At 60.2% G+C, this 14,475-nt stretch carries 11 protein-coding genes; 3 read left to right on the top strand and 8 right to left on the bottom strand.

The window, feature by feature from the left end; translation table 11 throughout:
• Positions 1 to 24: 24 nt before the first annotated feature.
• From ACIQWP_RS02340 to ACIQWP_RS02315, 6 genes are all read right to left on the bottom strand, one after another.
• Positions 25 to 1,200: an ABC transporter permease gene (locus ACIQWP_RS02340; RefSeq protein WP_402781740.1), complete on the bottom strand. Its 1,176-nt coding sequence runs from the start codon at positions 1,198 to 1,200 to the stop codon at positions 25 to 27.
• The gene (locus ACIQWP_RS02335; protein WP_402781738.1) at positions 1,197 to 2,195 is read right to left on the bottom strand and encodes an ABC transporter permease; all 999 of its coding nucleotides are present in this window, start codon (positions 2,193 to 2,195) and stop codon (positions 1,197 to 1,199) included. The genes ACIQWP_RS02340 and ACIQWP_RS02335 overlap by 4 nt, the downstream gene beginning before the upstream one ends.
• On the bottom strand, positions 2,188 to 4,104 hold the full coding sequence (locus ACIQWP_RS02330; RefSeq protein WP_402781736.1) for an ABC transporter substrate-binding protein: 1,917 nt from the start codon (positions 4,102 to 4,104) through the stop codon (positions 2,188 to 2,190). The genes ACIQWP_RS02335 and ACIQWP_RS02330 overlap by 8 nt, the downstream gene beginning before the upstream one ends.
• Positions 4,101 to 6,008 carry an ABC transporter ATP-binding protein gene (locus ACIQWP_RS02325; protein WP_402781733.1) on the bottom strand — a complete coding sequence of 636 codons (1,908 nt, stop codon included), beginning with the start codon at positions 6,006 to 6,008 and terminating at the stop codon, positions 4,101 to 4,103. Before ACIQWP_RS02325 ends, ACIQWP_RS02330 begins: the two co-directional genes overlap by 4 nt.
• Before the next feature lie 160 nt (positions 6,009 to 6,168).
• Positions 6,169 to 7,506, bottom strand: a complete 1,338-nt coding sequence (locus ACIQWP_RS02320; RefSeq protein ID WP_402781731.1) for an adenylate/guanylate cyclase domain-containing protein — start codon at positions 7,504 to 7,506, stop codon at positions 6,169 to 6,171.
• A gap of 363 nt (positions 7,507 to 7,869) precedes the next feature.
• Entirely contained in the window at positions 7,870 to 9,045 is a 1,176-nt protein-coding gene (locus tag ACIQWP_RS02315; RefSeq protein ID WP_402781729.1) for a DUF3095 domain-containing protein, read from the bottom strand.
• A gap of 143 nt (positions 9,046 to 9,188) precedes the next feature.
• Between ACIQWP_RS02315 and ACIQWP_RS02310 the strand changes: the two genes are divergently transcribed.
• The gene (locus ACIQWP_RS02310; RefSeq protein WP_402781727.1) at positions 9,189 to 9,668 is read left to right on the top strand and encodes a class I SAM-dependent methyltransferase; all 480 of its coding nucleotides are present in this window, start codon (positions 9,189 to 9,191) and stop codon (positions 9,666 to 9,668) included.
• A 67-nt stretch (positions 9,669 to 9,735) separates the two neighbouring features.
• On the opposite strand, the gene ACIQWP_RS02305 is transcribed toward ACIQWP_RS02310, so the two are convergent.
• Together ACIQWP_RS02305 and ACIQWP_RS02300 are read right to left on the bottom strand one after the other, a co-directional pair.
• Positions 9,736 to 10,614: an FkbM family methyltransferase gene (locus ACIQWP_RS02305; RefSeq protein ID WP_402781725.1), complete on the bottom strand. Its 879-nt coding sequence runs from the start codon at positions 10,612 to 10,614 to the stop codon at positions 9,736 to 9,738.
• A 69-nt stretch (positions 10,615 to 10,683) separates the two neighbouring features.
• Positions 10,684 to 12,408 carry an adenylate/guanylate cyclase domain-containing protein gene (locus ACIQWP_RS02300; protein ID WP_402782710.1) on the bottom strand — a complete coding sequence of 575 codons (1,725 nt, stop codon included), beginning with the start codon at positions 12,406 to 12,408 and terminating at the stop codon, positions 10,684 to 10,686.
• Between the two features lie 200 nt (positions 12,409 to 12,608).
• On the opposite strand from ACIQWP_RS02300, the gene ACIQWP_RS02295 reads away from it, so the two are divergent.
• The gene (locus ACIQWP_RS02295) at positions 12,609 to 13,706 is read left to right on the top strand and encodes a glycosyltransferase family 4 protein (RefSeq protein ID WP_402781723.1); all 1,098 of its coding nucleotides are present in this window, start codon (positions 12,609 to 12,611) and stop codon (positions 13,704 to 13,706) included.
• Positions 13,696 to 14,442 carry a polysaccharide deacetylase family protein gene (locus ACIQWP_RS02290; protein WP_402781721.1) on the top strand — a complete coding sequence of 249 codons (747 nt, stop codon included), beginning with the start codon at positions 13,696 to 13,698 and terminating at the stop codon, positions 14,440 to 14,442. Before ACIQWP_RS02295 ends, ACIQWP_RS02290 begins: the two co-directional genes overlap by 11 nt.
• Positions 14,443 to 14,475: the final 33 nt, after the last annotated feature.

The following is a 14,475-nucleotide window of genomic DNA, read 5'->3' as shown; positions in this document are numbered from 1 at the left end:
ATCCTGTCTTCGCCGTTCATCCTGCTATTTGTAGGGATCAGCGGCATCGCGCAAGCCGTCTCCTAAAAAGTTGAACGCCAGAATGACCAAAATCACCGGGATCATAGGGAAAAGGAGCCATGGATAGAAGGCGATGACGCTGACGCTTCTTGCCTCGGTCAGCAAAATACCCCAGCTCGTAATGGGCGGGCGCAGCCCCAATCCCAGGAAGCTGAGCGCCGTCTCGCCGAGAATCATGCTCGGAACCGAGATCGTCGCAGTTGCGATCAGATGCGACATGAAGCCGGGAACGAGATGGCGGCCGATGATGCGCCGGGTCGGGGCGCCCATCAATTGGGCGGCAAGCACGTAGTCTTCCTCGCGCAGGGACAGAAGCTTGGAGCGCACGGCGCGAGCAAGGCCGGTCCAGTCGAGAATGCCGAGAATGATGGTGATGCCGAAATAGACGATGATCGGGCTCCAGCTCACGGGCATGATTGCCGCCAGCGCCATCCACAATGGCAGGCTCGGCAGCGATTGCAGCACCTCGATCACGCGTTGAACGAGGAGATCGAAAAGGCCGCCGTGATAGCCTGCCAGGCCGCCGATGACGATGCCGAGCACAAAGCTGATAGCTATGCCGATCAACCCGATCGTCAAGGATATGCGCGCGCCATAGATGATGCGCGACAGCACGTCGCGGCCGAGCCGATCGGTTCCAAGCAGGTACATTTGCCCGCCGACCGACGGGCAGACCAGATGGAGGCTCGAATCCACCAAGCCCCAGAAGCGATAGGCATCACCGCGACAGAAGAAGCGGATCGGCTGCACGTCGGAAGGATTTTCGGTGTAGATCCGGCGCAGCGTATCGATATCGAGCGTCATCTTGCGGCCATAGACGAACGGCCCCACGAACTCGCCCTTGTCGAAGAAATGGACCATCTGCGGCGGCGAGTGGATGTAGTCGACATTGCGGGTGTGCAGCCCGTAAGGCGCCAGGAATTCCGCAATCAGGATCGTGCCGTAGGCCAGCAGCAGGAAGATGCCGGAGGCAAGCGCAAGCCTGTGCTTCTTGAACTTCCACCACATCAGCTTCTTTTGCGAGGCCATGTAATAGCGCTGTTGACCAGCGGACATCGCTTCGAACTGATCCGGATCGAAATCCGCGCTCGAGACATAATGCTCCAGAGGGGCACCGGGTTTTGGCAGGGATACGCTCACTTTGTACTCCTGCCTTGCAAGCGGATGCGGGGATCGAGAAAGCCAAGCGCAATATCCGAAATCAGCACGCCGATGACGTTGAGGAATGCCAGAAACATCAGAAATGAGCCGGCAAGATACATATCCTGGCTCTGCAGGGCACGGATCAGCATCGGGCCGGTGGTCTCCAACGACAGCACGATGGCGGTGATTTCCGCGCCGGAGATGATCGATGGCAGGATGGAACCGATATCGGCGACGAAGAAGTTCAGCGCCATGCGCAGCGGATATTTCACCAGAGCCTTCAGGGGATGCAGCCCCTTGGCTCGCGCGGTGATGACATATTGCTTCTGCATTTCGTCGAGCAGATTGGCGCGAAGGCGGCGGATCATGCCCGCCGTCCCGGCCGTGCCGACGATGATGACCGGAATCCACAGATGCGAGAGGATGGAGCGCGCCTTTTCCCAGCTCATCGGCTGCGAAAGGTACTTCTGATCCATCAGATGGCCGATCGACACGCCGAACCAGACATTGGCGAAATACATGAGGATCAGCGCCAGCATGAAATTCGGGATGGCGATGCCGAGCAGGCCGAGGAATGTCAGGCCATAGTCGCCCCAGCTATATTGATGGGTCGCCGAATAGATACCGATCGGGAAGGCGATCAGCCAGGTCACGAGGATCGTCGTCATCGACACGAGAATGGTCAGCCACAACCGGTCGCCGACGACATCCGAAACCGGCAGCTGGTATTCGAAGGAATAGCCGAAATCGCCGTGCAGCATCCCGGCGACCCAGCGGACATACTGAATTGGCATCGGTTGATCGAGCCCGTATTCATGGCGAAGATTCTCGATCTCCTGCAGGTTTGCCGTCTCGCCCTGGGCGCGCAGCTCGGCAATCTGGCTTTCGAAAAAGTCGCCGGGCGGAAGCTGGATGATCGTGAAGACCAGCATCGAAATGACGATCAGGGTCGGGATCATGACCGCGATGCGCCAGAGGATATATCTAAGCATTGCGGCGATCCTCCTTCATCCAGAAGGTATCCGGCATGTAGATACCGAGATAACAGGTCGGATCGAAGCCGTAGAGCGCCTTGTCCGGCACGTTCTGCATGTGCGCAGAATGGACGATCGGCTGCAGCGTGGCATTGATGAGGCCGATGGAAAAGACCTGATCCGTATAGATCGACAGCATTTCGTGCCAGATTTCGGCACGTTCGAATGAAGAGGCGGCGGTCCCCCACTCGCGCAGCAGCTTGACGAGTTTGGCGGCCTCCGGAACATCTGGCGCGACGCCCTGCGTCTCGCGCGAAAGGTAATACATGCCCCAGAGCGGCCATTGCATCTGGTCGTCCTGGGTCGGGGCCAGCTCGGCCGGATTCATGTCCGCCGTCGGCACGCCGTTGTCGAGCCCATACCAGAGCGACATCAGGATACGGCCGCCCATGGCGCGGCTGCGGAAGATGTCGCGCTGCGACACCCGGGTGAAAAGGGCGATACCGACCTTGCGCCAATGATCGGTGACCAGTTCCAGAACGTCGGAATCCAGCGTGCTTTCGCCGGGAGTCTCGACGGTGATTTCCATCCGCCGCCCGTCCGGCAGCAGGCGGATACCATCCTCATCGCGCTTGGCAAGGCCGGCGGCATCGAGGAGCGCGTTGGCCTGATCAGGATCATGGGCGATCCATGCGGAGGCATATTCCGGCTTGAAGAGCGGGCTGTCGGGCAGGACCGTATCGGCGCTTTCCGTCCCGAGGCCGTAGAAGACGGCCATGTTGACTTCGTGACGATCGATCGCCAGCGACAGCGCTCTGCGCACCCTCACGTCACGTAGGACATCCCTCCAGACGGCATCGGCGCTGTTCAGGTTTGGAAACAGCGCGACACGGGAACCGCGAGCCATCTTCCACAGGTCGACCTTGATTGGATAGCGCTTCTCCGCCTCCTTCAGGAACGTATAGTCGTTGAAATCTATGCCGGTTGCCTGCAGGTCGCTCTCACCCGCGCCGGTCTTGGCGGCGATGATCGCGGAAGAGCTGATATTCAGGATCATGCGATCGATATAGGGCAATTGCCTGCCGTTCTCGTCCACACGATGAAAATAGGGATTGCGCTCGAAGACGAATTGCTCCGCCGGCGGCGCGGTCGTGTTCTTCCACGGGTCGAGGACGGGCAAATTGGGGTTTTCGGGCCTGTAAGAGCGGCCCATCTTGATGTGAAGATCCTGCCATTTCTTCACCCGGTTGTCCTTCATGAGCGCAGAAAGGCGAATGCTGTCCTGATATTTCTTGTGGAACTGCTTCAGGTAGTGCGCCGGCCCGGCAATGACGAGCGGCTGCGGCGCGGCGAGAATCGGCAGGAAATTCGGATTTGGATCATCCCAGGAATAACGCACCGTCAGTTCGTCGAGCAGCTCGAAGCGCGGCAGGCTGCCATGTGGGCGCAGCTCCAGGGCGCCCCCGCCCGGCGTAAGCTCCTTGTTGAGGATGACGTCTTCCCACCAATAACGGAAATCATAGGCGGTGAAGGGCTGCCCATCCGACCACTTGTGTCCGTCACGCAGCTTGAAGGTGAAAACCATGTCGTTGACGGAGGTGTAGGATTCCAGAATATCCGGCTGCAGCGACAAAGTGCGGTCATAACCGACGAGACGGGCATAGCCGTAGATCGTCATGAAGCGGATATCGTTCTGGCTGCCGATGATGGTGCGCACGTTGCCGCCATATTGGCCCGGCGTGCGCCCCATGGCGGCAACGTTGACGATGCGCGGAAATTTCGGCAGGCGCCTGGCGAGATGCGGCAACTGGCCGGCCCTCAGCCAATCGGCAAGATATTCCGGCTCATTGTCGACATCAGCCGCAAGAACAGGCTGGGGTAAGACGCTGGACGCCAGCAGACCGAGAAAGACGCGCCGATTGATCATTTGCGCAGCTCCTGGGCACCGAGACCTCGGCGCGCACGCACGAAATGCCCCCCACCCAAATCAGCATAGGTCAGATCTCCATCCGCTCCCTCGGAAAATTGCGGCCCCCATTTCTGCTTGGCTGCGGGCCCTTCGCTATTCAGTGCGGAGAAATCCAGCGGCCGATCGAGATCGGGGAACGGGACGGCCGCAAGCAGTGAGCGCGTGTAGGGATGAACGGGATCGCGCAATATGATCTCGCGCGGCGCAATTTCAACGATGCGTCCCCGCGCCATCACGGCAATCCGGTCGGCCATATAATCGACCACCGCGAGGTTGTGCGAAATGAACAGGTAGGTCAGGCCGAGCTCCTTCTGCAAATCCTTGAGAAGGTTCAGGATCTGCGCCTGTACGGACACGTCGAGCGCTGAGACGGGCTCATCGAGGATCAGAAGCTTCGGCCCCAGCGCCAAGGCGCGCGCAATACCGATGCGTTGGCGTTGGCCGCCGGAGAAACTATGCGGGTAGCGGCTCAGATAGTGCTTGTCGAGGCCGATCGCCTGCATCAGCGCCTTGACCTTCTCCTTGCGCTCGGCGCTGTCGCCATGCCCATGAATTTCCAGGGGCTCGCTCAGGATGTTGCGGATGGTCATGCGCGGTGAAAGCGAAGAGACCGGGTCCTGGAAAACCATCTGGATCTTCGTGCGCAGATCCATCAACTCATCGCGCTTGACGGCGAGCACGTCGATCTTGCCGCTGCCGTCGTCGAAACTGACGGAGCCGCTGTCGGCAGTCACGGCACGCATCAGGATCTTGCTCACCGTCGTCTTGCCACAACCGCTTTCGCCGACGAGGCCAAGACACTCGCCGCGGCGGATATCGAAGCTGACATTGTCGACCGCGCGGAACTTGGTGCCATCCCGCCTGCCGAATAGCCCGCCGGCCTTCGACGTGTACGTCTTGGTCAGGTTGCGCACGCTGAGCAGAACATCGGGCGCCGTGCCCGCAGCCGGCGCAGCATTGCCGATGAGCTTCTTCTTGCCGGAGAAGGTGCCTAGATTGACCGGGACATCCCGCAGGGACTTCAACCGCTCGCCGGGCTTCATGTCGAAATGCGGCACCGCCGACATCAGTGCTTTCAGATAGCGATGCTGCGGCTGGCGGAAGATGGTTTCGACCGGCCCCGCCTCCATGATCTCGCCGTGATAGATGACCACGACCTCGTCGGCCATGTTGGCGACGACGCCGAGGTCATGGGTGATCAGGAGCATCGCCATATTGAACGTCTGCTGGAGATTGCGCAGCAGGCCGAGAATCTGGGCCTGGATGGTGACATCGAGAGCTGTCGTCGGCTCGTCGGCAATCAGCAGCGCCGGATTACAGATCAGCGCCATTGCGATCATGGCACGCTGGCGCATGCCCCCTGAAAGCTCGAAAGGATACATGTCGAAAGTGCGAACCGGGTCCTGGAAACCGACGAGGTTCAGCATCTCTTCCGTCTTTTCACGCTGCTCGGCTCTGCTGGTTCCGACACTGTGGATGCGAAGCGCTTCGCTGATCTGGTTGCCGACCGTGTGCAACGGCGATAGCGACGTCATCGGCTCCTGGAAGATCTTTGCCATGCGCGCGCCACGCAGCCGGCGGATGGCGACACCGTCGCGCGGCAGTTGGAGAATATCGGTCGTCTGGCCGTCGAGCGGGTCGGTGAACAAAATTCGGCCGCTCGCCTTCGCGGCGGTCGGGAGGATGCCCATGATCGATTGGCTGATGATCGATTTGCCGGAGCCGGATTCGCCGACCAGCGCCGTAACCTTGCCCGGAAGCACTCTCAAGCCGGCGTTTTTGACGACGCGCAGACTATCCCCGTAAAGGGAGAACGAGACGTCGAGGTTCTCAATACGCAGCAGATCAGTCCCTGACGCCATACATATTACTTCCCGCTCACATGACCTTTGTGGCCTTACAAGGCACACTAACGTAGGCCATAACGGGTGTCTAGCTGGTCAAAGCAACGCTACGACTGTAAAAAAACTGTCGTCTTTCCAGTGATATATCGGCTTATGCTGAAGCGAGGACCGTCTGCCATTACGGAGTGAGGTTTTCGACTTGAAGACGGCTCTCGAACTTCTTGGCATCCCTGTGCAGGAGAATGACTTGCTCGGCCTCCGACAGGCTATCCGCCGCCTCTTCCTGAAAGATTTCCAGCCCGGCGTTGGCTGCTGTCGCCGCTTTCGGATGGAAGACCGTGAAGCGCTGGCGCACGCCGCGCAGCTTTTCTTCTCCGAGCTTTCCCCATTCGCAATCGGTGTAGCTGGAGAAAGCCTGGCTGGCGACGACCTCGGTCGAATACTTCTTGGTCAACGACTGCAACCGCTCGACCTCATTGACCGCAGCGCCGAAGGCCGAAAACGTCAGCCGATCCTTCAATCCGACATTGCCGAACATGACGTTGCCGACATGCAGGCCGATCCCATAGCGCACCTCGCTCAAGTTGCGTGACTGACGATCACCGTTGAGCGCCTTGACCCGGCGTTGCGCCTCGAAAACGGCCGAAAGTGCGGCCTCGCATGCGACCTTGGATGGGTCCTTGTGCCGCCCGCATGGATAGACGGCCAGAAATCCGTCGCCGAGGAAGCTCAGGATCTCGCCGCCATTGCGATTGAATGGTGCCGCGATCGCATCGAAGAACTCGTTCAGCGTATCGATATAGGCCTGACGCCCTTCCTTTTCGGCGTAAACTGTGGATTGACGCATGTCGCCCATGACCAAGGCGGCACGGATCGTCTCACCGTCGCCGCGGCGGATCTGGCCGTTCAGCACACGCTTTCCGGCATCCCCGCCGAGATAGGTCGTCAGCATATTGTTGGCGAGCCTGCCGAGGACCGCCATCTTGGCAGCCATGGCAAGGTGGTTCTGCATGCGCATCAACGCGCCGATCATCTCCTCGCTGAAGCCGCCGATGCCGTCGGTGGACCAGGAGCCCATCATGCCCTGGACCGAGCCGGCGCCGAAGGTCTGCACGAAGGCCATGTAGTCGGTGACCTTCTCCTTGCGCAGATCCTCGAAGATCGGGAACTCCACGGCGCCGTCGACATCGATCCGGCGGCGCAGGTGCTGGAGATTGTTGGACAGGAGATAATAATAGGGGCTTTGCATGAAGCGTTCCGGCTTCTCGTTGACGTGCCGGTAGCCCTCGATCGTCAGGCCGCCGGCGCGGCGCCAGGTAAAGCCGAGCGCGTCGTAGAGCGGATGAAGCATGGAGAAGGTCAGATGCACGCGGTTGAGCGGCATCCCCGTGGCAGCCATGCGCTCGCAAAAGCCGCGAACAATGGTCTCCAGGTTTTCGCCCGTCAGCGCCGCCTGTGTCAGCCATTCCGCCACTTTATCGAGAAGAAGATCAGAAACACTCGAATGAATAGTCATTATCCCCGCGGCCTATCTTGCTTTGCCCGATGTCTCGCCCGGCCATGGAGCGCCGCCAATTTCGTCGGCGGACATGCCCGGAAATTCCGGCCTATCGTTCAAGGCTGGATGAAACAATGATGCAACAGCGCCGGCACGCTCCCTTGCCACCTCTGGATCGTGCAGGCACCAGAAAAATCGACTTCATTTCCCCACGCCCCCGCACGGGAAATGCTGCAAAAGGACAGCCGTCACAATCGGCGGCTCTCGTTTTGTTCTCTTTGAGATAAGGCGCATATGCCGCTGAAACAATGGGCAAAAACCAAATGGATCGACAAAAATCACGACTGCAGCCTCTAACCGGCTGCGTCTGACTGAGGAAAGTCACTCGCCCGCGGCAAGCTCGGGTGGCCTCTTTTCCCGCAATGCCATGGCGGCCATCGCATAACCGCCGCTTGCCCCGTCGATGAAATGCATGTGGTCGCGCATCAGCGGGGTCGGGACGAAGCAGGTCATCAGTGCACTGTCCTGACGATGAAGGCCGAAGCGGCAGACCCCTTCGGCCTCGGCCTGACGCAAACGAGCCTCGATACGTCCGAGATGTGCCGCATCGACATCGATGGTCATTTTCAGACCGTCGTCGAATTTGCGGAAATCGGAATTTGCGGCGAGGTCGCGCCGATAGATCTTGGCATCGAAGGCTGCCATATGCAGCCCGAGTTTGTCAAGGATGCACATGAAGGTGATCTGCGCGGCGATGGCAAGCTTGCGCCGCCATCGATGGGCGGGCGACGCTTGGGCTCGCGCCTCCATGTCGGCACCTTCGAAGATCAGGCCCGTCTCCGGGCCTTCGACTGGCACCGGGTGGCCGTCACGGTTCTGCTCTCTCGAAATGGCGATGATATCGGCAACAAGCTGCTGGAATTTGGCGCCGTTGCCGCTATTGCCCGGAACAGCGATGATCGACACGATCTCGCCATTCCGAGCCTTGATCGGATTCCAGCGACAGGACAGACCGGTCAGGTCCGGCCTGGCCTCCGGCGGCCCCGCGTCGACAATGAAATTGCCGGCCTTCATCTCTCCTTCGGCCCAACTGGTGCCACCGCCAACGAACATGGCATAAGAGACATATTCGCTCGGATTGAAGCGGGCGACCATGACATCCAGTCCCTGGTTGCGGACGGCCGACACGGGAACGAGCGCGGTACGCAGATCGAGTTCCAGTTCTTCCTTAACCCACGTCCGCACCGCTGCAAGGGCTTGCCGGACCCGAACCGCGCCGGATGGCGGAATGGCGACCAATGCACCGTCGCCCCCGAAGACGAAGGGATAGTCACCCTTGTCCAACGCATTGAGCACGGCCGATATCACGCTGGCGCCGGCCATATTGACGGATTTGTAGTGGCCATCGGCAATGGCTCTGGTCGAACTGACGATATCGGCAACCGCAAGCAGCCAGTCGTCGGGAAGCGGGCGATAATTGGCGCTGTCTGTTACCCCTTCGAAACGGGTAAAGCCCGTCAGCCCACGGAAGAAATCATCGTTGGATGGCTCGGCCATGATATCCCCCTTCAATGAGCGCCGCGACAATCTATCCCTACAGCAAAAGCGTCGAAAAGCCAGCGGGCGGTCGACGGCGCGACGCCGGCTGTGCTACTCCCGTCGCGGGAGAGGCATAGCACGCCAAGGATACTTCAAATACGATGAGCCGCCTGGATAGTTTCATTCGTCGCCTCAGCGCACAGCGCGACATTCTCAATATCGTTGCCGAGGAGGTCAAGACGCTCGATGGCCCAGTGCTGGAGTTGGGGCTCGGCAATGGCCGCACCTTCGACCACCTGCGCGAACTTTTCCCCGATCGCCGCATCATCGCCTTCGATCGCGCTGTCAATGCCTACGGCCCCTCCATGCCGTCGGCAGACAATCTCGTTCTCGGTGAAATCATGGATACGGCGAGAGCCTTCGTCGGCGCGAATGCCTCGCTCGCCCATGCCGATATCGGCACAGGCTATGAAGACAAGGATGCGATAACATTGAGCTGGTTGCCGGGGATCATGGCCGGCGTTCTCGCCTCGGGTGGACTTGCGGTCAGCGGCCTTCCTCTCCACCATCCAGATCTCAAGATGCTGCCCCTGCCCTCGACCGTCAAGGAAGGGCGCTATTTCATCTATCGGCGCCGTTAGAGCGGTTGATCGCCCCGAAGCAATTCCGGACGGAAGCCCTTCTGGCCTTTCCGAAACTGCTCCAGCCTCAACGCAGGAACAGAACGTCGAACTGTTCGCCTTCGGTGGGCAGTTCGACCACCTTCATGACCCGCTCAGCCCCTTCAAAAAAGGCGAGGCATTCGCTGTAATGCGTGGCGAGATCGGCGATGAAGCCCATGGTCTGGTCCTTGCCGTAAAAAGCTGGCGTAAATTCCATGTAGAGCGGCACCTTGCGGGCCATCAATGTGCCCATCGAACGGCAGGCCACCGGCTCGTAGCCCTCGATATCCATCCAGATCAGCCCGATATCGGCGGGGTCGACGCCGGCCTGCAGGAGAATACCGGTAACGGGCCGGACGGGAACCGAGATCTTCTCGTCGGTTGAACTCTGCCGCAACGCACTGCTTTTGCCATGGTTCTTGCGGTTGAGATAGAAGTCGAGCTGCCCCTCGCGGTCGCCGGCCGCGCAGTTGACCGCGGTCACCATCTCCTGCAGGCCATTGTCGGCGATGTTGGTCGCCAGCAGGCGAAAATTGCGTGGGTCCGGCTCGACGCTGACGATGCGGTCATAGGCGCCGCTAAGCGCGAAATAGCAGGTCTGCGTACCGATATTGCCGCCGAGCTCCAGAAGCGCCGAACCCTGGCGCAGCAGGCCGCGCTCGCGCAGCACGCTCAGCAGCCGGTCGACGTGGTCGCGCTCGAAATGGCCCTTGCGAAAAACCTTGCGGCCGATGTAGTCGGCCGGCGAGAAACTCAGGACATGATCTCCGCAATCGACCGTCATTGTTTTCACGCGGGGACCGAGCGCTCTGACGAGGATATCCCGGCCGAGTCTGGTATTGAACAGGCGTATAGCGATCGCATCCCGCTTGCGGCGAAACGCCCGTTTCCAGTATTTTCTCGTGAGGATCTTGCGGTCGAACATGAGCGCCATCCCTACACCAGCGCCATTCCGTTGCAAACGGGGAAGATCGACGCTGCCGGTCTCGGAAAATCAGGCAAAGTGGCCGCTCGCCTCCTTCGAGACGATATAGACCCGCAAGGGCTCGCCTCGGCCTCTAACGGCGATCTCGCGGCTTTCGGTGCCGGCGATATCTGCTTCCGAAAGCTGCGCCACCGGCTCTGAAAAGACGAGTGCGGTGTTGAATTCCTTGGCGACGCTTTCGAGACGGCTGGCGACATTGACCGTATCGCCGATCGCCGTCACGTTCTTGACGCTGCCGTATCCCATCGAGCCCACCACCGCGAGACCGGTGTGGATACCAATGGCGATTTCGAGCGGCGCCGCCAGCTCGTCGGCCAGTTCGTCGCTCAGCTTGTCGATCTCCCTGATGATCGCGGCTGCCGCCTTCAATGCTTGACGATTGGCCTCTTTCGGGGTCGTGCGAAGGCCGAAGAGGGCCATGGCGCCGTCGCCGATGAACTTGTCCATCCGGCCGCCATTCTCCTCGATGATGCGACCGACGATGGCGAAATAGCGATTGAGCAGGAAGACGATGTCGAAGGGCAGCCGCGATTCCGTCAGCGACGTGAAGTGGCGCAGGTCGCAGAAGAAGACGACGATCTCGCGCTCGCGGCCGGGACTTGCGGCTTGGGTATAGACCGGGATCGTCGCCTCGGCCATCGGCGTCAGCAACGGCACGACGCTGACATTGCCGGTCGGACGCAGCTGGCAGGCAAGCCTGATATCCGGCGTCGCGCCGATGCGGTTCAGGGTTTTCTGCTCCAGCAGCTCCGGCGGCGGCAGGTTTTCGGCCCCCTCGATGATCTGCACCCGGCACGTGGAGCATTGCCCCTTGCCGCCGCAGACAGAATAATGCGGAATGCCGCCGAGACGGCTTGCCTCGAGCACGCTAAAGCCGCGCGGCGCGTGCACCACCTCACCGCCGGCATAGCGGATGGCGACCTGATATTGCCGTTCTCGCAGCCTGCGATGCGCGCGAAAACCGAAAAGGGCGACGATCGACAAGCTGAAAGCGCCATAGAATCCGGCGCGATATGGCCATATGGCTTCAGCCATCTGACTGCCCGGCACCGAGCCGGACTCGCCGAAGCTTCGCATATCGCTGTAATAGCCGCCGCGATAGCCGCGCTCGTCGTCATGGGCGACCTCATGCGCCACGGTCTTGCCCATGGCGGCGAAACCGAGCAGAGCGAGAACCGGCAGCACGATGGCAAGCGACAGCAAGACGGGCGCAATCGCCGTGTACCAGGGGCGATAACGCAACCAGAAATGAACGCCGATGCAGCCGTGAAGCCAGACGATCAAAAGCACGATCGATTGGCGCCAGGCACCGATGGGCGACAGTACCCACAAATTGCGCACCACCGCCTTGTAAGTGTCTTGATAGCCGTAGACATCGTGCAGGACACGGGTGCTGACGATGTGATCGATCAGAAGAAGAGGCACAAGCAGGCCAGTGACAATCTGGAAGGCTTCGCCGGCCGGCATGACGAGCGTCCGGCGCCTGTAAAGCATCCGCAGCACGAGCAGAATGTGGACGAGCAGGGCTCCATAGAGAAGCACGGTTCCGACGGGGTTGCGCCACACGTTCATGAACCAATGCTGTGCATGTTCCGCGACGCCGAGGGAAATCAACCCGAGGGAATGATTGGCCAGATGCATGATCACGAAGGCAAAAACGATCAAACCCGAGCCGAGGCGCAGTTTTCGCACGAGGCGATCGGAAATGATTGGCTTTCTTGCCTCGATGGTCATCAAACCCAATGTATATTGTCCGTTCACAACAGAAGCGAAAACGGTTATCGCCTATTCATCTAGCCGCAACGCCGCATGCTGTCGAGGATGCGGCTTTTTGAAGCAGGGATCTTATTGTCACGCAACCGGTCGGAATTCGGGCAATCCTCTCACAATTCTGGCTCCTGCCATCACTTAATCGTCAACCACGTGACGACATCATGAAAATCGCCTTCTACGCTCCCTTGAAGTCGCCCCGCCATCCGGTCCCATCCGGCGACCGGCTGATGGCACGCCAGATCATCGCGGCGCTGGAAATGGCGGGGCACCGCGTCGAGATCGCTTCGGAGTTACGCAGTTTCACGCCGACCCCGGAAGCCGGTCAGCGCATCGAGATCGCCGGACAGGCGCAAAGCGAGACGGGCCGACTGCTCGAACGCTGGCGGTGCGAGGCTGCGCCGGATCTTTGGTTCACCTATCATCCCTATTACAAGACGCCCGATCTGATCGGCCCATCCGTCGCCAGACGCCTGCGCATTCCCTATGTCACGGCGGAGGCTTCCTATTCGCGCCGCCACGATGAAAACGGATGGAGCGAGAACCAGCGCCTCATCGCGGATGCCGTGCGGCTAGCCGCCGTCAATCTGTGCTTTACCGAACGCGACCGGATCGGCCTCCTAGATGCTATTCCGGATGGCCGTTACGAACGTTTCCTGCCCTTTATCGATACTGCGCCCTTTGCACGCTCCATCTCCGATCCGCGTCAGCTGATTGCCGTGGCGATGCTGCGCAAGGGTGACAAATTCGACAGCTACACCATGCTGGCGGGCGCACTCGATCGCATCCGCGATCGGGACTGGAACCTCACCGTCATCGGCGACGGGCCGATGCGGACCGAAATAAAATCGCTGTTTTCCACATTCGGCGAAGACCGGATCACCTGGCGCGGCGAACGCAGCACTTCCCAGATCGCCAGCGAGCTGGCAACAGCCGGCCTCTACGTTTGGCCTGGCTGCAACGAGGCCTATGGCCTTGCCTATCTGGAGGCACAGGCGGCAGGCCTGCCCGTTGTCGCGCAGGCTACGGCGGGCGTACCGGAAGTGGTGATGGCGGACAAGACGGGGCTCTTGACACCGGAGGGTGACATTGATGCCTATGCCCACGCTGTCGCGCAGCTTCTAACCGATCCGGAAAGACGACAAGCGATGGCGAATGCGGCCCATGATTTTGTTCATCGGGAGCGCTCGCTGACTGCCGCGTCGAAGCGACTGGAAACCATTCTTCGAAACCATCTGGGAGACAGCTATTATGAGCGATAGAACCGAATGGCAGCCCTTGCGCGACGAATTGCAGCGCTGGAGCGCGGCCGGACGACAGGCAAAATTCTGGTTCCGAGACGACGATGCCATCGAGCCGACCCCTGCGCTCGACCGGCTGCTGTCACTTTCCGATCGTTTCGACGTGCCGATGACGCTTGCGATCATTCCCGGACCCACGGGCGAACAGCTGGCCGAACGACTGGCGAGCGAAGGCCGCGTCACCGCCACGGTGCATGGCTGGACACATCAAAACTATGCGCCCGATGACACCAAGAAGCAGGAACTCGGCTTGCATCGGCCCCAGGCAATCGTGCTCGACGAACTCCATCGCGGCTTCGACAAGATCAAGGCGCTTTATCCGCACCAGTTCGTTCCGCTGCTGGTGCCACCATGGAACCGGATCGACGACGCGCTGTTGCCGCATCTCGCGCCCTTCGGCTATCGCGCCGTCTCCGTCTTTGGTTTGGCAAAACAGGCGCCTATCGGCCTGGTCAATACGCATATCGACATCATGAGCTGGCATGGTGTGCGCGGCGGCTTACCACATGCAGAGATATTGGGCCGACTGGTGGAAGAGCTCCAGAACCGCTTCGGCGGCAATGACGAGCCGATCGGCGTGATGACGCATCATCTCGTTCACGACGATCTTGCCTGGGATTTCGTCGAAACGCTGTTTGAAGAAACGGCCGGCCATGCCGCCATCGAATGGCGGCCGGTCGACAATTTCATGCATTAGCCTCGATCGGATGCTCGATCTGTCGCCGCTGGC

This window comes from Rhizobium sp. NPDC090279 (assembly GCF_044769665.1).
Classification (GTDB): Bacteria; Pseudomonadota; Alphaproteobacteria; order Rhizobiales; family Rhizobiaceae; genus Rhizobium.
Note: the sequence above shows the minus strand (reverse complement) of the source record. Positions and strands in the feature narration are given on the sequence as shown.

Bases quoted from the DNA above. Each gene is read 5' to 3' on its own strand.
- ACIQWP_RS02335 (WP_402781738.1), bottom strand. From the start codon at position 2,195: ATGCTTAGATATATCCTCTGGCGCATCGCGGTCATGATCCCGACCCTG.
- ACIQWP_RS02330 (WP_402781736.1), bottom strand. From the start codon at position 4,104: ATGATCAATCGGCGCGTCTTTCTCGGTCTGCTGGCGTCCAGCGTCTTA.
- ACIQWP_RS02325 (WP_402781733.1), bottom strand. From the start codon at position 6,008: ATGGCGTCAGGGACTGATCTGCTGCGTATTGAGAACCTCGACGTCTCG.
- ACIQWP_RS02320 (WP_402781731.1), bottom strand. From the start codon at position 7,506: ATGACTATTCATTCGAGTGTTTCTGATCTTCTTCTCGATAAAGTGGCG.
- ACIQWP_RS02315 (WP_402781729.1), bottom strand. From the start codon at position 9,045: ATGGCCGAGCCATCCAACGATGATTTCTTCCGTGGGCTGACGGGCTTT.
- ACIQWP_RS02310 (WP_402781727.1), top strand. From the start codon at position 9,189: ATGAGCCGCCTGGATAGTTTCATTCGTCGCCTCAGCGCACAGCGCGAC.
- ACIQWP_RS02305 (WP_402781725.1), bottom strand. From the start codon at position 10,614: ATGTTCGACCGCAAGATCCTCACGAGAAAATACTGGAAACGGGCGTTT.
- ACIQWP_RS02300 (WP_402782710.1), bottom strand. From the start codon at position 12,408: ATGACCATCGAGGCAAGAAAGCCAATCATTTCCGATCGCCTCGTGCGA.
- ACIQWP_RS02295 (WP_402781723.1), top strand. From the start codon at position 12,609: ATGAAAATCGCCTTCTACGCTCCCTTGAAGTCGCCCCGCCATCCGGTC.
- ACIQWP_RS02290 (WP_402781721.1), top strand. From the start codon at position 13,696: ATGAGCGATAGAACCGAATGGCAGCCCTTGCGCGACGAATTGCAGCGC.